Origin of the sequence: Pseudoalteromonas sp. 0802 (assembly GCF_013350085.1) — a bacterium.
GTDB lineage: Bacteria > Pseudomonadota > Gammaproteobacteria > Enterobacterales > Alteromonadaceae > Pseudoalteromonas.
This window is the reverse complement of record NZ_JABVXE010000003.1, coordinates 151,391-172,501: the sequence shown is the minus strand read 5'-3', so window position 1 is coordinate 172,501 and position 21,111 is coordinate 151,391. Positions and strand designations below refer to the sequence as shown.

Here is a 21,111-nt window from a genome sequence, read left to right as displayed (position 1 = left end):
AATATTAGCCTAGTAGTGAAAGCGCTACTTGAGGACGTTGATTTGCTTGGCTAAGAATTGAGCTACTTGCTTGTTGCAAGATTTGCATCTTAGTTAAATTAGCTGTTTCAGTTGCGAAATCTGTATCTTGTATACGCGAACGTGCAGCAGATAAGTTTTCAGCAATATTTGATTGGTTACGAATAGTAGATTGGAAACGGTTTTGAACCGCACCAAGCTCCGCACGCTTTTTATCAACTACTGCAATAAGTGAATCCATACCAGCTAAAGTCACTTGTGCGTTTACTTGGCTTGATACACTTATTGCTGTCGCGATGTATGCTGCAGCAAATGTATCTGTGGTTAATGCTGCACCACCAATATCTGACGCACCTTCAGCTAGGCCAGATAAACGGTCACCAGTTACTGCACTTGCAATACCCGCAATACCAGAAAGAGTGAAGCCAGCATTCGCAGAAAGAGAACCAGTTGCAGAACCACCAACGTTTTGCATACTAAAGCCGATTGTTTGAACTGCATCAGCACCGACTTGGAAATTAGCATCAAAAGAACCGTCAAGAAGATTTTGACCACCGAAAGTAGTATCTTCGGCGACACGATTCACTTCAGACATTAATGAACGAATTTCTTCTTGAAGTGCTAAACGGTCTTCATCAGTATTCGAACCATTAGATGCTTGTTGAGCAAGAGTTCTCACTCGTTGGAACATTGATGTTACTTCGTCCAGCGCACCCTCAGCTGTTTGTGCTAAAGAGATACCGTCATTCGCATTTCGGTTACCTTGATTTAAACCATTAACTTGACCAGTTAAACGGTTAGAAATTTGCATACCTGCCGCATCGTCTTTTGCGCTGTTAATGCGTAAACCTGACGAAAGGCGCTGAAATGAAGTGTCTAAAGAGTTGCCAGATTTCATTAGCTGGCGCTGTGCGTTCAAAGAACTCACATTAGTATTTACATAGATAGCCATAATAGCCTCCGCTTTATCATTTTATAGCTAAACAGCGGGATACCCCTACCCTGCTATTTAACCGACTTAGAGTCCTAGATTTATAGTTCTCTAAATCAGTTATCGTCTGATAAAGCGAAAGCTTTAGCTTTATTTGTAAATTTTTTAACTAATTTTTAAATTTTATCCTTGTAATAAGCTTAGAGCCGCTTGAGGTCGTTGATTTGCTTGACCTAAAATTGTTTGGCTTGCTTGTTGTAAAATTTGGTTCTTAGTTAATGCAGCCGTTTCTGCAGCGAAATCAGCATCTTTAATTCGTGATTTTGCAGCTGATAAGTTTTCCGAGATGTTCGCCTGGTTTCGAATCGTAGATTGAAAGCGGTTTTGCACAGCACCTAACTCTGCACGCTTTTTATCTACAACAGCGATTAGCGCGTCCATTCCAGCAAAAACCAATTGAGCATTTACTTGAGTTGAAACAGAAACTGAAGAGGCTCTAAAAACAGCGTCAAAGCTATCAGTCGCTAATGCTGCACCACCAATATCTGATGCACCTTCAGCTAAAGCTGAAAGCTGCTGCCCTCCAACGGCACTTGCAATACCTGCAATACCTGAAAGAGTGAAGCCTCCATCAGCTGATAAACTATTTATTGCAGCAGTTCCACCTACACTTTGCATACTAAAGCCAATGGTTTGAACTGCATCCGCACCAATTTGGAAACTAGCAGAATAACTACCATCTAATAAGTTTTGACCACCAAATGTTGTATCTGTAGCTATGCGATTTACTTCATCTGATAATTGACGGATCTCTTCTTGGATTGCTAAGCGGTCTTCATCAGTATTCGAGCCGTTTGCAGCCTGTTGAGATAGTGTTCTAATACGTTGGAATGTTGATGTAATTTCATCCATCGCACCTTCAGCAGTTTGCGCAAGTGAAATACCATCATTAGCATTTCGATTTCCCTGATTAAGACCTAGAATTTGCGATTGTAAACGGTCAGATATTTGTAAACCGGCAGCATCATCAGCTGCACTATTAATACGTAGGCCTGATGATAAACGTTTAAATGAATTATCTAGATCTGTACCTGTTCTATCCAACTGTCTTTGTGCATTTAATGCACTAACATTAGTATTTACATATAAAGCCATAATAAACTCTCTTCTTATCTGTCAAAGTAAAGTCACTTTTAAAAAGTGAATTTGACAAAGTGACCCTTACAGCGGCAAATCTAAGTCGCCTGGGGCAAAATACTGCCACTTTGCTTATTAGTTAATTAACTTGAAGTAAACAGAGCAATTAATAGGCCAACAATTAATTTAGTTTAAAAAAGGAATGAAAAAAGGCTCCATGTAGGAGCCTTAAGAGAGATAAGTTTAAGAGTGGGTTTAATAACACAAATTATGGCATAATCTGTGCTTTATATTTTATGTTCTTACAAATGTTAGAACACTACTGTCAGGATTTTGAGCGCCTCCGCTTTATAATCCTATCTTAGCGCCTTTGTTAATACCCCATTAGACAAAGGCGCTTTTCTTTTAAGTCAAAGTTTTGACTTCACCTTAACTTAAATCCCTCAACTATTAACCTAGTAGGCTTAACGCCGCTTGAGGTCGTTGGTTAGCTTGACTCAAGATTGTTTGGCTAGCTTGTTGTAAGATTTGCATCTTAGTTAAGTTAGCTGTTTCTTGAGCAAAGTCAGTGTCTTTGATACGTGACTTAGCTGCACTTAAGTTTTCAGAGATATTCGATTGGTTACGAATAGTAGATTGGAAACGGTTTTGTACCGCACCAAGCTCAGCACGTTTTTTATCAACTACTGCTATAAGCGCGTCCATACCTGCTAAAGTCACTTGCGCATTTACTTGGCTTGATACACTTATAGCTGTTGCAATATAAGCAGCAGCAAATGTATCTGTTGCTAATGCTGCACCACCAATATCTGATGCACCTTCAGCTAGTCCAGATAAACGGTCGCCAGTTACTGCACTTGCGATACCCGCAATGCCTGAAAGAGTAAAACCACCATTTGCAGACATAGAACCCGTAGCTGAACCGCCTACATTTTGCATACTGAAACCAATTGTTTGTACAGCATCTGCACCCACTTGGAACTCTGCATCGTATGAACCGTCAAGTAGATTTTGACCACCAAAAGTTGTATCTTCAGCAACACGATTCACCTCAGACATCAGTGAACGAATCTCTTCTTGAATCGCTAAGCGGTCTTCATCGGTATTTGAACCATTTGCTGCTTGTTGAGAAAGCGTACGCACACGTTGGAACATTGCTGTTACTTCGTCTAGCGCACCTTCAGCTGTTTGCGCTAAAGAGATACCGTCGTTCGCATTACGGTTACCTTGGTTAAGACCGTTAATTTGCGATGTTAAACGGTCTGAAATTTGTAGACCTGCCGCATCGTCAGCTGCGCTGTTGATACGAAGACCTGATGATAAACGCTTGAATGAAGTATCAAGTGAGTTACCTGAATTCATTAATTGTCTTTGAGCGTTTAATGAACTAACATTTGTATTTACATAAAGTGCCATGATATTTCTCCCGAAGTAAACTTATCATTTACTCTCAAACTTACTCTAATTAAGCGGTAACTGTTATTTGTTACTCTGCTTGGTTAATTAAGTTATCGGTCCGCTCAAAAAATCCTTTAGTGAATTTTTAAACAATTTTTCATTTTTCATTTAACGCACTGTATTTAAAGTAAAAATATTTAACACTTTTAACTAAACATAGCTTCTGGTTGTCAATAAAATCGTTGCTGTGAAGTATTGCTGAAGATCAAAACGCGACAAAGAGTGCGTTAAAACCGCTTTTAAAGTGTGAAGCTTAAGGAAGGTTTTGTAGGTTAAGCTTATTAAATAAGCTTAACCTACAAAAATTATAAGTAATCAAATAATGAGAGGTTAGCCAAACGGCCAAATGTTGCCTGTGCAGCTTGAAGTGATGTTTCCTGTTTGGTGAGTTCAGTAATCGCTTCAGCCATATCAAGCTCAACAAGCTCAGCTTTTGCAGCTTTATTGCTAGTATCTAAGTCACCGTTTGATTGTTCAATTTTCTTGGCTGTATTTAAGCGACCACCCAAACCGGCCTGAACAAGTGAAACCTGATTTTTGGCATTATCGAGTTGTACAATGGCATCAGCTAAAACTTGATCAAACTCTTCTTGAGTTAAATCAGGATTGGTTAGTCCTGCAATCAGATCGTCCAAAGTATTTAACGCATTCTCTTTTTGTGGTGCTTCAAGGTCAACATCAACTTGGCCGTTAGCCACAGGATCAATGGTAACCTTCATCCCCTTATAAATAATTTTGCCGTCTTCAAAGCTGCCACTATCAATCGTTACACCAGCTTGCTGCACAACAAATGTATTAGGTGTGCCTGTGGTAGTAATAAAGCTTAGTGTATTGGCATTTGCGGCTGCGGCAGGATCAGCGTTGTAATTTGCCTGATGGAATTTATCGAAATCAGCTTGCTCAGTAACATAAATTTTTGAGCTTGTAATACCGCCGGACACAGTGCCGTCGTTTGATGCCACATTTAGTCGAGCATTTACTTTTTCGAATGTATCAAAACCATTGTCACTTGATTTGATTTCTACACCTTCAGCCACTTTGATCTTGTGTTGCCCCTGATCGCCGCCATATTCATAGCGACCAGACGTACTATTGTAGCTATAAGATGGGGTATTATCTTGGTAACCCGAAAAGATAAATTTACCGTCTTCGGTCTTTGCATTCATCAAATCAAGTACCGTACTTTGCAATGCTTTAACTTCTTCAGCAATACCTTCACGGTCGATATCACTATAGGCACCGTTACCAGCTTGAATCGATAACGTATAGGCGGACTCAAGTGCGCCTTTAATATTTTGCAGCACACTTTCTTCTGTCGTTAGGCGGCTATTCAGCATAGTAATGTTTTTTGTGAACTGTTCATTACCCTGAATGCGATCTGTATAAAGTAACGCGCGAGCCGTTGCGGAAGGATCGTCAGCAGCAGTTAATACACGCTTTTGGGTATTAACCTGCTCTTGCGCTTTGTTTACATTTTGTTGTGAGTTAAGAATAGAATTAAGGTTATTCTTATACATCATGTTATTTGAAATACGCATAATTACCTCGCCGCACTTAATAAGGTGTCAAAAATAGTACGTGCTGTTGAAAGTACCTGTGCTGATGCAGCATACGATTGCTGGAAGCGCAGTAAGTTTGCCGCTTCTTCATCAAGGTTTACACCTGATAGCGATTCATACCAAGCTTCAGACTGATCAGCCAATGCTGTAAAGGCCGCACCATTGGTTTGGGCTTGACTAGTCACTACACCAATATCAGTGACAATGCCTGAATAGGCTTGATTAAACGTTTTATGATTATCGGCTGTACTACTTGCTTCAACATTTTGACGCACTAGCTCACCATTTTGTAAATCGGCCAATAGCAAACCATTACGGTTATCATCAAATCCACCAGTGTTAAACTCTACTGTGAAGGTGTCACCTGTTGCAGGTGATCCTTCAATATTGAAGTCAAATCCGTAGGTATCATATGGCGCCCCTGCTTGAGCAAGAATATTTTCAGCAGGTGGTGTAATGGTAAAGGTCGATGTACCGTTACCATCTGTAATTTGATACTCGTTAGCATTCGCCGTTTTCACTAACGTGATATCGCCATTCGCCAAACTCGGTGGAGGACCCACGGTAATACCCGTTGAGTTGTCAATATCGGACACTGTGCCAGCAGAAATACTTGCATCACTGGTATTATTGATATCGTTCGCAGTTCGAATAGGTGATGCTAACGCTAAATCTTCAGGACGTTCAGTTGCAAGCTCTAAGCTAGTTGCAGCCTGAGAGTTCAACTTAACCATAAATTGGTCACCAGTATTTGCAGCTCCTGATACGTTGAGTTGTAAACCAAACGCTTCACCACCCGTAATAGTTGATGAGTCAATCACACCGGCAGTCACATTTGCTGTAGATGCGGTGCCAATAGGCTCACCTTTATTATCGATTGCCTGAATCTCAACAGTGGTTGCACTGGTATAAGTAACGATAAAGTCACTTGCTGGCAATTCGCTGCCTTTACCAGGTTCAAGGGTTGCCGTCATTGTTGATGTGCCCGTATTCGCTTGATAACCAAACGCATCTACCGTTGGAATAGCAAAAATATCGCCGCCAATTTCACCATTAGCGTCCATACCTAAGCTATTTTGTTGGTTAAAGGCATCGGCTAATGCTAAACCCATTTGACCAAGCTGGTTTTGCGCTGGCACTAAAATATCGTCACGAAATGCCAGTAAGCCACCAATTTTGCCTTTCAATTTACTCACATCAACTTCAAGCGGCACGGCTTTGCCACCGTTTACATCAAGTTTTAATTCTTTAAAGTTCGGATCAGGATCGCCACTGAATGAGAACAGATTAAATGTGCCACTTTGCATGACAAGTGCTTGACCAGAGCCTAAATACACTTGTTTCTCGCCGTTATTACCATCGAGTGTTTCAATATCAATCAGCTCAGATAAGTCACGAATTGCTTTATCACGTTCATTATATAAACCACTTGATACTGACTCACGATCAGTACCATGAACCGAAGCAATCTTGGTATTTAAATCACTGATATTTTGGATCAGGTTATTTGCTTCATCTGAAAAGATTTCTAGTTGCTCATTTACTACTGCTTTTTGGTCAACCACAATGCTCGATAATCTGTCCATTTGATCAATCAAATTTTGTGCATCCGTCATGACCAGTGAACGAGCTACTGTTGATGACGGTTGGTTTAAGCTTTCTTGTACATTGTTAAAAAACGAATTTACGCTCGTTGATAAGCTGTTTGACTCTTCTGAAAACAAGCTATCTACACGGCTTGCTTCAGTTACAAACTGATCAAAGAACGCTTTATTAGAGGTATCTCTATTTAATTGCTTTTGTGCAAATTCATTTAGTAAGCGATACGTTTCACCACGGCCGACTTGGTTATCGATCATGGTTGTGAACTCAGTACGCTCACGCACATACCCCTCGGTATTAACGTTGGCGATGTTTTTACTGGTGGTTTGTAAAAGCTCAGAGTTAGCTCTTACACCGGCATTTGCTATGTCATATAAGCTAAATGACATGAGGGTCTACTCCTTAACGTACCAATGAAGCAGCGACGCTTTGAAGCTCAACGCGCTTCAATACCTGCTTAATTTTATCGGCATAATTTGGATCTGTTGCATAGCCTGCTTTTTGTAACGAATCTAAAAAGGCTGCAGGTTCTGCGGTATTATTAAGTGCTTCTTGATAACGTGGGTTTTCATTTAAAAAATCCACAAAGTCGTTCACACTGTCTTTAATCGATTGATAAGAGCGAAAACTTGCTTGCTTTTTAACTGGCACACCTTGTTCAAACTCAAGCGTGACTTTGCTTGCTTTATCACCTTGCCAGCTCCTATCCGATTTAATATTGAATAAGTTGTTACTACTTGTGCCATCAGCTTTACTGATGATGTGTTTACCCCAGCCCGTTTCAAGTGCTGCTTGAGCAACCATCACAGCTGGGTTTAAGCCAATTTTCTCAGCCGCATTTTTAGCGTGCTCCCAAACAGAGCTAATGAAAGACTCAGCATCTTCAAAGCGGTTTTCTGTTTGCTCGTTCGCTGATGTATCCTCGACAGCTTGTGGTTTAGCCTTAGCCTCAGTAGTGCTATCAAGGACACCGCTTGCGCGTTTATCACTAGCAAAATCAGCCGTCGTTCTAAGTACAGAACCTGGTGTAAACTCTTTACCGTCTGGCGAGAGTTGCTGAACAATCAAGTCAGCTAGACCCAGCGAACCATTTGATGAAAGCTCAACCGACATTTGTTGGTCATGCATCTCTTCAAAAAATTTAACGCCGCTTGAATTAAATGGGCTGTCTTTATCTTCAAATGCTTCATTTGCTTTACGCATGCTTTTAAGCAGCATCTGAGTGAAGATAGATTCAAATTGTGCCGCCGCTTTTTTCAGCGCCTCTTTTGACGCATCGCTAGAGGCATCACTTTTTAAGGCATTTTGACGTAATGAGTCTAAGTTGCCTAAATCAAAAAAGTTTTGCTTGTCGAGATGATTAGTATCCATCAGCTTTTTGACACAATAGTTAATAATGAAAATTAAAATGCAAAAATTGCGCCAATAAAAAACTTTATAAATGAATGGCTAATAACTGATACAGGAATGGAGTAACTTCAGAGCCAAGATTTTGGCTGATGTTTATACACTGAACGATTAAGGTATAGAAACAAAAAACGCGCTCGAAAGCGCGTTTTAATTTAAATGATAACCAGTTGCCCGTTTATCGCCCCCGCTTCTTTTAAAGCTTCAAGGATTGCCATTAAATCACCCGGCGCAGCCCCAACTTCATTGATTGCACGCACGAGATCATCAAGATTAACACCCGGGTTAAATACAAAAGCACGTGAATCATCTTCGTTCACATCAATAATACTTTGATTGGTAACCGTGGTTTCACCATCACTTAAAGCATTTGGCTGTGACACATTTTGCTGCTCAGCAATGGTGACCGTTAAACCACCATGTGTAATCGCCGCTGGCTGTAGCTTCACGTTTTTGCCAATCACTATTGTGCCTGTGCGAGAGTTCACAATAATTTTTGCTGCTGTGTCTGCTGGCTTAAACTCTAAGTTTTCAAGTGTCGACAAATAAGCAACACGTTGAGATGCATCACGCGGTGCTAATACACGTACTGACGCTGCATCGATTGCCTGGGCGCTGTCAGGACCCACTAAATCATTAATCGTTTGCTCTAAGCGTTTAGCCGTTGTGAAATCAGGACGATTTAAATTAAAGGTAATGTAGTCACCTTGCATAAACGGGCTCTTAATAGCACGCTCTACAATGGCACCGTTTGGAATACGGCCCACTGTGGGTGTGTTAATAATTACACGGCTACCGTCTGCCCCTTCAGCACCTAGACCTCCTACAACTAAGCTGCCTTGTGCAATTGCATAAGTATTGCCATCAACCCCTTTTAGGAAGGTTTGTAATAAGGTACCACCACGTAAACTACCCGCACTACCGATAGACGAAACCGTAATATCAATGGTTTGACCGGGTTTTCTAAATGCCGGTAACTCTGCATGTACAGCCACAGCGGCAACATTTTTAATCTTAGGTTTTAAACTGTCAGGTAAAGTGATACCAAAGCCATTCAGCATGGCTTTAAAGCTTTGTTGAGTAAATCGGCTTTGTTCACCTGTGCCAGGCAAACCGACAACCAAACCATAACCCACTAATTGGTTTGAACGCACGCCCTCAACCATAGATACATCTTTGACTCGCTCAGCCTGGGCAGAAAACTGCAGGCTAATTAAGCAAAGAGCGATGATGTATTTAAACCCATTCATGACTTTATTCCTCTAAAATGGGAAAAGCGAACTACTAAAGAAACGAGACAGCCAACCTGCACTTTGTGTTTCTTGAATTTGCCCTTTACCTGAGTATTGAATTCGCGCATTAGCAATTCGGTTTGATGTGACCGTGTTATCTGCTTGAACATCTTCAGGACGAACTAAGCCTTCAAGGCGAATAAATTCTTCACCGGTATTCAAAGTGAGCCATTTTTCACCGCGAATAACCAAGTTTCCATTAGGTAAAACACGCATCACATTGACAGAAATATCACCAAATAAGCTATTTGATTGATTAGACTTTGAATCACCTTTAAACGATGCCCCTGAACCAATACCAAACTGAATGCTATCACCACCAATATTCACAGGATTGCCACCAAGCCCAATAACAGGGTCTAAACTAGCGTCCGTTTCTTTATCGGTTTCGGTTTTAGCGGCTTTGGTGGCTTGCGTTGATTCTTGCAATTTAACCGTGATGATATCACCAGCACGCAGTGCCTTTTTATCTGAGTACAAGTCATCTGCTGAATAACTATCAAACAACGAACCCGTTGGTACCATTGGCTCTGTTGTTGGCTCCGGATACATAGGCGCATAGTAAGGGTCATCCTGAACCACATGATGATTTTGCGTTGTCATACAACCACCCAGCATTAATGCTGCCGATGTGACTAAGATAATATTACGCATGCTGCCTCCTACCCATTAAAGCTGTTGATTGATGTAACTAAGCATTTCATCAACCGCTGAAATCACTTTTGAATTCATTTCATAAATTCGTTGTGTTTCGATCAAGTTAACAAGCTCTTCAGTTACATTCACATTAGACGTTTCTAGAGAACCTTGAACCACCGTACCTAAACCATCGATACCTGGGTTACCTTGCACAGGCGCACCACTCACAGCGGTTTCGGTGTATAAGTTTTGTCCCATAGGCTCAAGACCCGATGGATTAATAAAATCACTAATCGTTAGCTGACCAATGACCACGTTGTCTGCTTGCCCTGAAATACGCACTGACACTTCACCATCTTGTGAAACAGTGATTGATTGCGCATCGTCTGGAACATTCATTTCCGGCTGTAAAGGAAAACCTGCGCCCGACGTTACAATGCGGCCATCTTCGTCAGTCGTGAATTGACCGTTACGCGAATAGGCAATGTTGCCATCTGGCAATTGCACTTCAAAAAAACCTGGTCCTGAAATCATCCAGTCCAATGAATTTTCAGTGGTAAGCATGTTACCTTGTGAAAAGTTCTTTTGGTTAGCTACCACTTTGGCACCGGCACCAAGCATTAAACCCGATGGCATTTCAGTGTCTTGAGATGAACGACCACCTGGTTGATTGATGTTTTGATATAGTAAATCTTCAAATACGGCGCGGCTTTTTTTATAGCCTACCGTGCTGGCATTCGCGAGATTATTTGAGATCACCGAAATATCGGTTTGCTGGGCGTCAAGCCCGGTTTTACTGATCCATAATGCAGGATTCATAACTCTACCCTCTCAGTCATCTTAAACAATGCGTAACAGCTGATCTTGACGCTCGTCGAGCTCTTCGGCTGTTTTCATTAATTTAACTTGTAATTCAAATTGGCGTTGATTGCTGATCATGTCGACCATTTCATGCACTGGGTTTACGTTCGACATTTCAAGCGTACCCGACAGTACTTTTACGTTTGGTGAAATATCACAAAAACCACAAAGGTCATTGACCAACATGTCTTCTTTTGGTCGAAATAAACCGTCATTACCTTTTTCAAGCTGAGTGTTATCAGCCTCAATCACTTTTAAGCGATCAACCACTTCCAAAAAGTTTGCTGGCGCTCCTTGTGGGCGAACCTGAATAGCACCGTCTTCACTAAACTCAACTTTCTCGATAGGTAATGGCAAAATGATTGGACCACCTTCGCCAATTACTTGACGGCCATGGCTAGTGATCAACGCGCCATCTGGAGTAATGTTTAATGTGCCAGTTTTGGTGTACGCCTCATTGCCTGATGCATCTTGTACACTCAACCAACCACGGTCACTCATCGCGATATCAAGCTCGCGGCCAGTTTCAACAAAACCACCCGATTCCATATTAGATCCAGGGCGTTCTTGCATTGCAAACACCCTAGATGGCAGACCTTCACCGAAGGCTTGCATAGAGCGAGCTTGTGCAAAATCAGCTTTAAAGCCAGTAGTGTTAGCATTAGCAAGGTTGTTGGCCTTGAGTTCAAGACCTCGCAAACTTTGCTTAGCACCCGACATGGCAATGTAGACCATTTTGTCCATAACATTGACTCACTAAAAATACGATAACTAAGAAATGCAATAAAAGTGCCAAAGTAAAATTGACGCTAAAATAGGAAAGAAAAATAGGCTGCTAGAATGAAAAAAGGCTGCCAATAGAGGGAGCAGCCTTCGTGTCGGATTAAGCTTAGAGCCGTTAAAATTAACGGATCTGTAGGATGTTTTGCTGTAGTGTTGAGTTAACCTCAAGCGCACGTGAATTTGCTTGGAAGTTACGCTGCGCACTAATCAAGTCAACAAGTTCGTTAGTTAGGTTTACGTTTGATTGTTCAAGCGCAGATGAGTTAATTGAACCCAAGGTACCTGAACCTGGTTCGCCAGCAATAGGCTCACCTGACGTTAAACTCTTCTTCCAAGAAGTATCACCCACTTGTTGTAAACCCTGTGAGTTCGAAAAGCGTACCATGGCAACTTGACCTAAGAATGAAGTGTCACCATTACTGTATGAAGCAACAATTTTACCGTCAGAACCGATATCGATACCTGATAGACGACCTACAGTCGCACCATCTTGTTCCAGTGCTTTTACTTCAAAGTTACTAGCATATTGAGTAGGTACTTTATTCGCTGTTGCCGCTTCATCACGCCAGTTCATCGTTACATCATCAGGGAAACTAGCACCATTAGATAGTAAGTCAGATAAACCTGTCGCAGCGCCTGCGCCATTTGGTAAAGTTAATGGGTTAAATGATGCATCAGTATTAGCAACACCATCCGTGTTAAGTGGTAAACCACTTGAATCAAATTGGAATGTAGTTAGTGGTGTATAAGGCGTTGTTGTTTGCTCTACACCACTTGCATCAAATGGTTTTTCATCCAGTGTGGCGTATACTTGCCACTCATTGTCATTACCTGTCACAGCTGCATCAGTTTTAACGAAGAAGAACTGTAAAATATGTGGCTCACCTAATGAATCATACACAGTTGTTGATGTTGAACTATTATATGTAGCACTTGATTCAGGATCAAACGGTGTCACTGTTGGCGCAGAGGCACGTGAATCAAGGTTAAATGATGAATAAACATTCGTGGTTGCACGCGGTGAACCTGATGCATCAGGAATTTGTAACGCCGAAGATGTACTTAAGCTAACAGAAGTGGTATCACCAGTTGCTTCATCAACAGGGAAACCTTGTAAGTAGTTACCGCTTGCATCAACAATAAAGTTATCCTGATTTAATTTAAACGCACCTGCACGAGTATATGTGAAGTCTTGCGCACCTAGGTCATTCGCCATTGCGAAATAACCTTCACCAGTGATCGCTAAGTCAAGAGAGTTATTTGTGAAAGATAACGAACCTTGGTGGAATTGCTGTGCCACCATTGTCGTTCTTACACCGTCACCATTTTTTGTTTTACCAGAACTAAATACTGATGATGCGTATACATCAGCGAACTCTGCACGAGACTCTTTAAAGCCCGTAGTATTAACGTTAGCAATATTATTTGCTGTAACGTCTAAATCTTTTTGCGCGGCTGCTAAGCCTGTTAATGCTATATTGAAGCTCATAACTCACCTCTAACCTATCTCTTAGCCTAAGCTAACCCAAACTTTTTTTACTTATGCGATTTCAGCTATATCAGTTAGCCTAACCGCACCCTCTTTTGTATTTACGATAATGCCGCTTGCGCCATTAATATTGACACTTTCAATATTCTTAAAGGTCGCCATTGGCATACTGCTGTAGTCTCCATTTACAAAGCCTTCAGCACTGATGTCATATTCACCTTCAGGTAGCACATTGCCATCATTGTCTTTACCATCCCATTCAAAACGAAGTGCACCCGCTGACTGAGAACCTAATTCAATGGTACGCACTAACTGGCCTGATGAATCCGTTATTCTTAGCGTTAAAGATTCAACAGCGGTTTCTGCAACCACCGACCCTTTAGCTAGATTTTCGCCATCAAAATCAATGGTGTCAGACTCAAGTAACGCTTGCTTACCAACGAGCGTTGAAGCCTGTAACGCAGAGTTAGATGTCATTGATGCAGTCAGTGATTCAAACTTCTCATTTAAGTTTGAAATACCCTCAGCCATAGTGAAATTCGTCATCTGCGCAATCATTTGATCGTTGTCAGCAGGCTTGCTTGGGTCTTGAAACGACAACTGTTGTGTTAAAAGTGAGAAGAAGTCTTCTTGCGTTAAAGTATCATCTTTCTCTTCTGTTTTATTTTGATTGTCTTGCCAACGTAAATTATCTAAATACGTTGATGACGCACTGCTGATGTCGTTACTCATAACTTATCCTCGGTTACCGCTGCCCAAGCAACAGTGTTTTACTTAACATTTGCTTAGCTGCATCAGCAACTTGCACATTTGTTTGGTAAGAGCGAGAGGCTGAAATCATATTTGCCATTTCTTCTACAACATTAACGTTAGGTTTGTAGATATAACCATTTTCATCCGCACTTGGGTGGTTCGGGTTATATTCAATTTGTAGAGGTTTATCGCTCTCTACAACACCTAATACTTTAACGCCAACAGAAGAGCCCTGAGGATTGCTTTGTGATGATGACGCTTTAGTCAACTCTGCAGCAAAAACAGGATGGCGCGCTCGGTATGTCTGATCTTGGCTAGAACTAATCGTATTCGCATTCGAGATATTACTGGCAGTAGTATTTAAGCGAACATTTTGCGCGCTCATACCGGTTGCTGAAATATCAAAAACATTATACAAACTCATGATTAAGCTCCTTGACTACCGAGGGCTTTTTTAAGGCCTTTAATTTTACTACTCATAAATTGCAGGCTTGCCTGATACTCTAATGAGTTCTGTACATACAAGTTTCGTTCCACTTGTATATCAACTGAGTTACCATCACCTGTATCTGCTTGATTTGGCGTACGAAACATTTCTGCACTGCCAACAAAACGACTGCCCCCGGCAATATGTTTAGCATCGGTTCTTACCATGCTATTGCCGCCTTGTTGGTTGCTTTTTGCCGCTTTTAATGCCGAAGCAAAATCGATATCTTTCGCTTTGTAGCCCGGCGTATCAGCATTAGCGATATTTGTCGCTAATAACTCAGCGCGTTGTGAACGGATCAACATCGCATGAGGATGAACACCAAATGCTTTATCAAAACTGATAGCCATAACCATCTCCAAAAAATTGACTCTGCAGTGGTTAATGCAAAAGCTAAGCCAAGAATAAAGAAGTGATTTTATTTATATAAGAGACTGAAAAATAGATAAATTTAGCAACCTAAGGACTAGGTTGCTAAGGAGAGTTTACTTTTTCTGATAGATGATACCCGGGTTACAACGAACCATATCAAAGCTATCACTTAAGCCCGCCATTGATTCTGACGCACCTAAAAACAGGTAACCTTTCGGGTTTAAAGCTTGAGCAAATTGCGAAATGATTTTAGCTTTTACTTCTGGTGAAAAGTAAATCAACACATTACGGCAAAATATGATGTCAAACTTGCCCATTAGGGCATATGAATCGAGTAAGTTTAAATGTCTAAAGCTGACCATTTTACGTATAGGGTCAACTACCTGAGCCATTCCATTACCGCTGTCCTTGAAGAACTTTTGACGACGCTCCATCGACAAGCCACGAGCAAGGGCTAGTGAGTCATACTCAGCATTCTTGCACATATCAAGCATGGTATTAGAGATATCAGTGCCAATAATTTGCGCCCCCATCTTTAATACGCCTGGATTTTTAGATTGGAACTCGGCAACAGACATGGCAATTGAGTACGGCTCTTGTCCTGATGAACTTGCCGCTGACCATATTTTTAGTGGCCTACGCACATCTTTAAGCTCAGGAAATAGTTTTGTTTTCAATAACTCAAACGGATATTGATCACGAAACCAAAGCGTTTCATTGGTTGTCATCGCATCAACGACAGCGGCACGAAGCTGCCTCTCATGAGGGCTTAGTGTTTTACTTACCAACTGTGATAAAGACTCAACATTAAAACGCGCCATAAGCGGCGCAAGGCGGCTTTTAACTAAATAAAGTTTATTATCGCCAAGCACAATGCCACATTGTTGCTCTAAAAAAGAGCGGAATTGATCGTATTCGCTTTGTTGTAAATGCTTATTTTCCAAAGTAATACCACCTATAAATAATTAATCACAATGAACCCACTTCTTCACAGCTGTCGCTAATTCATCTGGGTTAAATTTTGCAATAAAATCATCAGCACCCACTTTTTCGATCATTGCTTGGTTAAACACCCCACTTAAAGAGGTATGCAAGATCACATGCAAAGGTGATAATTTTGGATCAGCCTTAATTTCAGCGGTTAAGGTATAACCGTCCATTTCTGGCATTTCTACATCAGATATTAATAGACCAACACGTTCAGTAATATCATTTTGACAATCGAGCTGAGCAATCTCTCTTAAACGTAAAAGCGCTTCTTTTCCGTTTTTAGCTAGTTCAGTTTGTACACCTAGAGGTTCAAGCGCACGCTTAACTTGGTTTCGAGCTACTGCAGAGTCATCAGCAATAAAGACAATACGCTCACCTAAGTCACGCTGAATCTCACCTTCACCAACTACTTCAGCGCTTACTTCAGTGTTAACTGGGCAAATTTCGTTTAATATCTTTTCTACATCGAGAATTTCAACTAATTCGTTTTCAATCTCAGTGACCGCAGTTAGGTAAGAATAACGTCCGGCTCCCGAAGGCGGCGGCATTATTTTTTCCCAGTTCATATTCACGATTCGTTCAACGCCACCAACTAAAAACCCTTGCACTGAACGGTTGTACTCAGCAATGATGATAAAACTGTCTTTGATATTTTCAATTGCAGGGCCACCTACAGCCATCGATAAATCAATAACAGAGATAGTTTGACCACGGATATGCGCAACACCGCGAATGTACGCATTTGATTTGGGCATGTTAGTAAGTGGTGGACATTGCAGAACCTCTCTTACTTTAAACACGTTTATACCAAAGCGTTGTCGCCCTCTGAGTTTGAATAATAGTAATTCAAGGCGGTTTTGCCCAACCAACTGAGTACGCTGGTTAACTGAGTCTAAAATGCCTGCCATTTCAATCTCCTAAAGATAAACAATCAGAGCTGGAACAATAATTGCCTTCTTTGTGTTAAAGCTACATAAGGTTACAAAGCGTCTGTTTTTTGACGCAAAATATTTATACCTTGTTTTCAACCATAAGCATAGTCGAAACAATATGAGTTTGTTAAAAAAAAGCCGAAGATACAGTGTTTTTTATTTTCTTACTAGCCTGTTGTTTACAACACAACTACAGGCAGAAGTTTATAATACCGAGCAACTTCAACAAATCGCCATCGATTTTGTTAGCGAGCAGCTCCCTGATCTGGACACCACACCTCAAATTAGTGCTTTACCATTAGATAGTCGCATTCCTGAGAGGTTATGTGAGTCACCAATTAACAAAGAGTTACCAACTGAGCCTCCTTTTAATCGGCAGGTAACTGTACAACTTAAGTGCCAAGATTTAAATAGTTGGACTCAATACGTTCACGTGCGCATTATTGAGCTCGAACCTGTGGTTGTTGTTACCACTAATTTAGCCCGTGGAGAGGTCATTCGCCCTGAACATTTACGCCTCGAAATGAAACCTAAACAATTTGTTAGAACACAATATGTTCAAGATGAGGCTATACTTATTGGCAGTCGCAGTAAGCGCAATTTACGTGACGGCACACCTATTGTTATGAGCCAGGTTTGTATGGTTTGTAAAGGCGATAATGTAACTATCTATGCTTCATTACGCGGCTTAAGAATTAAAACCACCGGAATTGCTCTAGAAGATGGCACGTTAGACGAATTAGTACGTGTAAAAAACAAAAAATCAGGTAAAGTATTAAATGCACGTGTGGATGGGGTCGAGTCTGTACAAGTAAATATTTAATTTTTTATATTTATGCTAAAGTATCCGCTGTGCCCGCCGATATAAAGGCATATGTTGGGTAATGTATAGGTCAAAATTATGGTAAGCAATGTCAATAATGGTCAACAACAGCCTTCTGTGTTGACAAATACCAAGCAAAAAAAGCTTGATTTACAAAAAGATAATGCTAATGCAGCCGCTGCAAAATCGGCCGCACCAAAAGCAAGTGCAGATTCTGTTAGCTTAACTCCTCAAGCTAAACAGCTAAAATCTTTGCAAGAAAAAGCAGAGCAATCATCTGGCTTTGATAGCAATAAAGTGGCTGAGCTGAAAAAGGCAATCAGTGAAGGTAAATACCAAATTGATGCTGAAAAGCTAGCAAAGAACATCGCTGCATTCGAGTTTGATGTCTATGGCTGATCATAATCATTTAATAGCTAGCAAATTAACACAACAAGTTTCTTGCTTGGAGTCTATTGCTGCGCTGTTAGATGATGAGTTGACAGCCATTGCTGCAAAGCGTGGTGACGGATTAAAGAGTATTGCCCAACAAAAAATCTCTTTGCTCCAACAAATTCAAACCATTGATAAAGAAGTTCAAAAGCTTGTTGCGCACAACGAATCGCAAGATGACGAAGTAAGTGCACTCATTAAGCAAGTAAATACTCTCCTAGCAAGCTGCAAGAAGAAAAATGATGTAAACGCTCACGCGGCCCATCAAGCACAGTTGAGTGTTAAGCAACTTAAAGATATTTTAATCGGTGCACCATCATCGATGACCTACGACCAAGGCGGCAGCGTGATTCAAGGCGATAAGAAAATCGTTCACAACTTGAAAGCATAAATACTATTTCATTAAAAAAGCGCGATAACTAAGTTATCGCGCTTTTTTAATGCTTGCAGAATTTGCTGGACTTATGCGGCAAGCCAATAGGTTACAACTAGACTAAGTTGCACCTAATAATATGTTACTTTTTTCACTTGGCGCGGTTTTACTTCGCCGATGTATAAATCGTGCACTCGCTTCATATCAAGCTGTAATTCAGTTGCGTAGGTATCCCCTACCGCATAGGTTTTAATAACCTGTGCACCTTTGATCACACCTTGTACTTGGCTTTGTAATTGATCATTATGAGCAATGCTGTTTTGCACTGTAGTGCCTGCGGAAATTCTTTGCCCGTAAACTTGCTCAGCAAGCTCGCGGTAAGCTTCAAGCTTTGAGGCTTTAATCGCAAGTAGAGTACGCTGCGATTCATTGCTACTTGGTTGAGCACTAATTGGCGCATAACCCACGGCTTTTAGCACTGGGTAGCTATCTGGCTCAATGTAAGTGTATTCTACATGTTTATCAAAAATACTACTGCAGCCGGTTAATGCTGCGCAGGCAACCAGCCCACCGAATAGAAGTGCTCGCATAATTTGCTTCCGCTTAAAACTCTTTGGCTACAAATATGCACGTTTAATGCCACTGTGGTACAGTCCTTGCTCATTTAGGTTATTCATTGGTTTTAATGCTAGGTGTCAGCATGAAAAATAAAACAATAGCCAGCTTAAAAGGCCTTGGCTTAGCCTTTACAATTTTGTTTTCTAACAATAGCTTAGCTCAGTGGTTTGAATCTACAGGCCATGCAGTTGTAAAAAATGGCGATACGAGCCAAGCCAAATCTGCCGCCATTAAAGACGCCATAACTCAGGCTTTAGTGTTTTCTGGCGCTCGAGTAACCTCTGTACAGACCTTAGTTGACGGGGTTTTGACGCAAGATCAGCTGAAAATAAGCAGCCATGGTGAAATCCAGAAAATAGAATTGATCAGCGAAGACCGCCACAACGACACCTATGCCATCACGCTTCGCCTCGATATTTTTGCCCAAGCAGAAGAATGCCCTGCAAACCAATACACCAAATTTATTGCCGTGACACAAAGCCAACTCGCCAATCGCGAGCAAGCGCGTATGGGCCAAATTTTTGACGTAAACAAAGCCATTAGTGAACACTTATATGCCAGCTTAAGTAATACGCAAATGGCAGCTAAACCGACAGCCTATTACAATATGCCGTTGCGAGTAGATCATTTTTTCACTCAGCAATACGATTACAGTAATGCACTACTTGAAGAGGTCACTAGCCGCAGTAACTCGCAATATGTATTACTGAGCCGTATTCGTGATTTATCGGTTAACCATAAGATCAACAACGATTATGCATTTTGGCAAGATGATAGTTTCAAGCGTGCATACAAAGTAGATTACGTCTTATTTGATGGCACCACTTACGAAAAGCTCTGGCAAAAAAGCTACCAAACAGAAGGTATTTGGCCGTATAAAAAGACTGAGATCATCGATGTATATAGCGACCGATTTTGGGCAACTGACTATGGCCAAGCTATTAGCGATATAAACCAAACCCTAACCTATGACTTACAAGCAGCCATGGCCTGCTTACCCACGCAAGGTAAAATACTGCATATCGAAAACGACAGACTAATCATCAACTTGGGTAAGGCGCATGGGCTTGAGCAAGGGCAAATTTTAAATATAGCCCATCATAATTACCTAACGGATGCACAGGGTAATAAGCTTCCGCACAAAATCACCACACTTAACCAGGTAAAAGTGACTCAGCTTTATCAGCAATCAGCGGTTGCCATGAGTATAGATAAGCAACCACTACCTAACATTCAAATTAACGATATTGTTGAATTAGCTGCTAGCGAGTAAATGAGCTTGTAGGCCTTGATGAGCATTTAGCCAACTAGCTAATTGCTCAACACCAGCTATATGTGGGTAGTGCTTACGAGTTGCAATGACAACTTGGCGTTGCTGATTAGGTGTTATAGCTAAGTACTTCACTCCTTCACGTGGTGTACATGCAAGCTTAGGAACAAAGGTTACCCCATCATCCATTGCTACCAAGGCGAGTAAGGTTTCAATACTGTTACCTTTATATTGGTTCGAGACTTCAACCCCAGCTGAAAAACAAAATTGCTCTGCTTGCTCTTTAAAGCAATGCCCTTCGTTTAACATTAATAAGTCACATTCATGTAATTGAGCTAAGGCAACTTCAGTATGTTGTGCTAAAGCGTGTTGCTCAGAAACCGCAACTAAGAAGTCTTCTTTATAAAGCGGTGACACATGATAAGGCGCTAAATCAGCCACATCAGCAACAATTGCAATATCAATCTCACCATTATCAAGGGCCACCAGCGTTTGCGCTGTTTGCATTTCTATAAATGAAAACTGGGTTTCACTAAAGGCCTGCTTCATAGAAGTTAAAAGTGTTGGCAGTAAATAAGGTGCAATGGTAGGAATAATACCGACATTGATTTTACCCTTTAGTGGGTCATGTGAGCTGGCGGCTATTTCTTTAAGCACTTGGGTTTGATCTAGGATCAGTGTGATCTGTTTAAGAAGTTGTTCACCTTGCACAGTCAACGTGACCTGCTTTGTTGAACGGTCAAAAATAACAACCCCCAGCTCTTGTTCAAGCTTTTTAACTTGCCCGCTTAATGTCGGTTGGCTGACATAGCAAGCATCAGCTGCTTTTCTGAAGTGCTTGTATTGCGCAACCGCTTTTACGTATTCAAAGTCTTTTAAATTCAT

At 41.1% G+C, this 21,111-nt stretch carries 22 protein-coding genes; 4 read left to right on the top strand and 18 right to left on the bottom strand.

Annotated elements, in window-relative coordinates:
• Nucleotides 1–4: 4 nt before the first annotated feature.
• The 16 genes from HUS61_RS08460 to HUS61_RS08385 form a co-directional block, all read right to left on the bottom strand.
• Nucleotides 5–970, bottom strand: coding sequence for a flagellin (locus HUS61_RS08460; protein ID WP_058586414.1), 966 nt, complete (start codon nt 968–970; stop codon nt 5–7).
• A gap of 162 nt (nt 971–1,132) precedes the next feature.
• Entirely contained in the window at nt 1,133–2,104 is a 972-nt protein-coding gene (locus tag HUS61_RS08455; protein ID WP_058586415.1) for a flagellin, read from the bottom strand.
• 432 nt (nt 2,105–2,536) lie between these two features.
• Nucleotides 2,537–3,502 (bottom strand): flagellin, encoded by a 966-nt coding sequence (locus HUS61_RS08450; protein ID WP_058586416.1) that lies wholly within the window; start codon nt 3,500–3,502, stop codon nt 2,537–2,539.
• A 347-nt stretch (nt 3,503–3,849) separates the two neighbouring features.
• Nucleotides 3,850–5,082: a flagellar hook-associated protein FlgL gene (flgL, locus tag HUS61_RS08445; protein ID WP_130166622.1), complete on the bottom strand. Its 1,233-nt coding sequence runs from the start codon at nt 5,080–5,082 to the stop codon at nt 3,850–3,852.
• A 2-nt stretch (nt 5,083–5,084) separates the two neighbouring features.
• Nucleotides 5,085–7,094 (bottom strand): flagellar hook-associated protein FlgK, encoded by a 2,010-nt coding sequence (flgK, locus tag HUS61_RS08440; RefSeq protein ID WP_058586418.1) that lies wholly within the window; start codon nt 7,092–7,094, stop codon nt 5,085–5,087.
• 13 nt (nt 7,095–7,107) lie between these two features.
• The gene (gene flgJ / locus HUS61_RS08435; protein ID WP_175082333.1) at nt 7,108–8,076 is read right to left on the bottom strand and encodes a flagellar assembly peptidoglycan hydrolase FlgJ; all 969 of its coding nucleotides are present in this window, start codon (nt 8,074–8,076) and stop codon (nt 7,108–7,110) included.
• Between the two features lie 191 nt (nt 8,077–8,267).
• Nucleotides 8,268–9,362, bottom strand: coding sequence for a flagellar basal body P-ring protein FlgI (locus HUS61_RS08430; protein ID WP_054553304.1), 1,095 nt, complete (start codon nt 9,360–9,362; stop codon nt 8,268–8,270).
• 12 nt (nt 9,363–9,374) lie between these two features.
• Nucleotides 9,375–10,058 carry a flagellar basal body L-ring protein FlgH gene (flgH, locus tag HUS61_RS08425; protein WP_054562216.1) on the bottom strand — a complete coding sequence of 228 codons (684 nt, stop codon included), beginning with the start codon at nt 10,056–10,058 and terminating at the stop codon, nt 9,375–9,377.
• A 15-nt stretch (nt 10,059–10,073) separates the two neighbouring features.
• Complete coding sequence (flgG, locus tag HUS61_RS08420; RefSeq protein ID WP_119853538.1) at nt 10,074–10,862, bottom strand: flagellar basal-body rod protein FlgG; 789 nt, start codon at nt 10,860–10,862, stop codon at nt 10,074–10,076.
• A gap of 21 nt (nt 10,863–10,883) precedes the next feature.
• Entirely contained in the window at nt 10,884–11,648 is a 765-nt protein-coding gene (locus HUS61_RS08415) for a flagellar basal body rod protein FlgF (protein WP_054553307.1), read from the bottom strand.
• Nucleotides 11,649–11,808: 160 nt separating this feature from the next.
• Nucleotides 11,809–13,176, bottom strand: a complete 1,368-nt coding sequence (gene flgE / locus HUS61_RS08410) for a flagellar hook protein FlgE (protein WP_058586421.1) — start codon at nt 13,174–13,176, stop codon at nt 11,809–11,811.
• 51 nt (nt 13,177–13,227) lie between these two features.
• The gene (locus HUS61_RS08405; RefSeq protein ID WP_062566777.1) at nt 13,228–13,908 is read right to left on the bottom strand and encodes a flagellar hook assembly protein FlgD; all 681 of its coding nucleotides are present in this window, start codon (nt 13,906–13,908) and stop codon (nt 13,228–13,230) included.
• Nucleotides 13,909–13,921: 13 nt separating this feature from the next.
• Nucleotides 13,922–14,353, bottom strand: a complete 432-nt coding sequence (gene flgC, locus HUS61_RS08400; protein ID WP_058586423.1) for a flagellar basal body rod protein FlgC — start codon at nt 14,351–14,353, stop codon at nt 13,922–13,924.
• Nucleotides 14,354–14,355: 2 nt separating this feature from the next.
• On the bottom strand, nt 14,356–14,766 hold the full coding sequence (gene flgB, locus HUS61_RS08395) for a flagellar basal body rod protein FlgB (protein WP_054562220.1): 411 nt from the start codon (nt 14,764–14,766) through the stop codon (nt 14,356–14,358).
• Nucleotides 14,767–14,901: 135 nt separating this feature from the next.
• Complete coding sequence (locus HUS61_RS08390; protein WP_054562221.1) at nt 14,902–15,732, bottom strand: protein-glutamate O-methyltransferase CheR; 831 nt, start codon at nt 15,730–15,732, stop codon at nt 14,902–14,904.
• Between the two features lie 21 nt (nt 15,733–15,753).
• The gene (locus HUS61_RS08385; RefSeq protein WP_054562222.1) at nt 15,754–16,686 is read right to left on the bottom strand and encodes a chemotaxis protein; all 933 of its coding nucleotides are present in this window, start codon (nt 16,684–16,686) and stop codon (nt 15,754–15,756) included.
• Between the two features lie 142 nt (nt 16,687–16,828).
• On the opposite strand from HUS61_RS08385, the gene flgA reads away from it, so the two are divergent.
• The 3 genes from flgA (at nt 16,829) to flgN (ending at nt 18,356) form a co-directional block, all read left to right on the top strand.
• The gene (gene flgA / locus HUS61_RS08380) at nt 16,829–17,533 is read left to right on the top strand and encodes a flagellar basal body P-ring formation chaperone FlgA (protein ID WP_054562223.1); all 705 of its coding nucleotides are present in this window, start codon (nt 16,829–16,831) and stop codon (nt 17,531–17,533) included.
• A 78-nt stretch (nt 17,534–17,611) separates the two neighbouring features.
• Nucleotides 17,612–17,932, top strand: a complete 321-nt coding sequence (flgM, locus tag HUS61_RS08375) for a flagellar biosynthesis anti-sigma factor FlgM (protein ID WP_054553314.1) — start codon at nt 17,612–17,614, stop codon at nt 17,930–17,932.
• Nucleotides 17,925–18,356, top strand: a complete 432-nt coding sequence (gene flgN, locus HUS61_RS08370; protein WP_054562224.1) for a flagellar protein FlgN — start codon at nt 17,925–17,927, stop codon at nt 18,354–18,356. Before flgM ends, flgN begins: the two co-directional genes overlap by 8 nt.
• A 113-nt stretch (nt 18,357–18,469) precedes the next feature.
• Here the strand turns inward: flgN and HUS61_RS08365 are convergent, their stop codons facing one another.
• Nucleotides 18,470–18,928 carry an LPP20 family lipoprotein gene (locus tag HUS61_RS08365; RefSeq protein WP_175082332.1) on the bottom strand — a complete coding sequence of 153 codons (459 nt, stop codon included), beginning with the start codon at nt 18,926–18,928 and terminating at the stop codon, nt 18,470–18,472.
• Nucleotides 18,929–19,038: 110 nt separating this feature from the next.
• Between HUS61_RS08365 and HUS61_RS08360 the strand changes: the two genes are divergently transcribed.
• Nucleotides 19,039–20,229: a flagellar assembly protein FlgT gene (locus HUS61_RS08360; protein ID WP_175082331.1), complete on the top strand. Its 1,191-nt coding sequence runs from the start codon at nt 19,039–19,041 to the stop codon at nt 20,227–20,229.
• On the opposite strand, the gene HUS61_RS08355 is transcribed toward HUS61_RS08360, so the two are convergent.
• Nucleotides 20,212–21,111 carry a LysR substrate-binding domain-containing protein gene (locus tag HUS61_RS08355; protein ID WP_175082330.1) on the bottom strand — a complete coding sequence of 300 codons (900 nt, stop codon included), beginning with the start codon at nt 21,109–21,111 and terminating at the stop codon, nt 20,212–20,214. The genes HUS61_RS08360 and HUS61_RS08355 overlap by 18 nt on opposite strands.

Coding starts and splice junctions, on each gene's coding strand:
- HUS61_RS08460 (WP_058586414.1), bottom strand. CDS start 970: ATGGCTATCTATGTAAATACTAATGTGAGTTCTTTGAACGCACAGCGC.
- HUS61_RS08455 (WP_058586415.1), bottom strand. CDS start 2,104: ATGGCTTTATATGTAAATACTAATGTTAGTGCATTAAATGCACAAAGA.
- HUS61_RS08450 (WP_058586416.1), bottom strand. CDS start 3,502: ATGGCACTTTATGTAAATACAAATGTTAGTTCATTAAACGCTCAAAGA.
- flgL (WP_130166622.1), bottom strand. CDS start 5,082: ATGCGTATTTCAAATAACATGATGTATAAGAATAACCTTAATTCTATT.
- flgK (WP_058586418.1), bottom strand. CDS start 7,094: ATGTCATTTAGCTTATATGACATAGCAAATGCCGGTGTAAGAGCTAAC.
- flgJ (WP_175082333.1), bottom strand. CDS start 8,076: ATGGATACTAATCATCTCGACAAGCAAAACTTTTTTGATTTAGGCAAC.
- HUS61_RS08430 (WP_054553304.1), bottom strand. CDS start 9,362: ATGAATGGGTTTAAATACATCATCGCTCTTTGCTTAATTAGCCTGCAG.
- flgH (WP_054562216.1), bottom strand. CDS start 10,058: ATGCGTAATATTATCTTAGTCACATCGGCAGCATTAATGCTGGGTGGT.
- flgG (WP_119853538.1), bottom strand. CDS start 10,862: ATGAATCCTGCATTATGGATCAGTAAAACCGGGCTTGACGCCCAGCAA.
- HUS61_RS08415 (WP_054553307.1), bottom strand. CDS start 11,648: ATGGACAAAATGGTCTACATTGCCATGTCGGGTGCTAAGCAAAGTTTG.
- flgE (WP_058586421.1), bottom strand. CDS start 13,176: ATGAGCTTCAATATAGCATTAACAGGCTTAGCAGCCGCGCAAAAAGAT.
- HUS61_RS08405 (WP_062566777.1), bottom strand. CDS start 13,908: ATGAGTAACGACATCAGCAGTGCGTCATCAACGTATTTAGATAATTTA.
- flgC (WP_058586423.1), bottom strand. CDS start 14,353: ATGAGTTTGTATAATGTTTTTGATATTTCAGCAACCGGTATGAGCGCG.
- flgB (WP_054562220.1), bottom strand. CDS start 14,766: ATGGCTATCAGTTTTGATAAAGCATTTGGTGTTCATCCTCATGCGATG.
- HUS61_RS08385 (WP_054562222.1), bottom strand. CDS start 16,686: ATGGCAGGCATTTTAGACTCAGTTAACCAGCGTACTCAGTTGGTTGGG.
- flgA (WP_054562223.1), top strand. CDS start 16,829: ATGAGTTTGTTAAAAAAAAGCCGAAGATACAGTGTTTTTTATTTTCTT.
- flgM (WP_054553314.1), top strand. CDS start 17,612: ATGGTAAGCAATGTCAATAATGGTCAACAACAGCCTTCTGTGTTGACA.
- flgN (WP_054562224.1), top strand. CDS start 17,925: ATGGCTGATCATAATCATTTAATAGCTAGCAAATTAACACAACAAGTT.
- HUS61_RS08365 (WP_175082332.1), bottom strand. CDS start 18,928: ATGCGAGCACTTCTATTCGGTGGGCTGGTTGCCTGCGCAGCATTAACC.
- HUS61_RS08360 (WP_175082331.1), top strand. CDS start 19,039: ATGAAAAATAAAACAATAGCCAGCTTAAAAGGCCTTGGCTTAGCCTTT.
- HUS61_RS08355 (WP_175082330.1), bottom strand. CDS start 21,111: ATGAATTTAAAAGACTTTGAATACGTAAAAGCGGTTGCGCAATACAAG.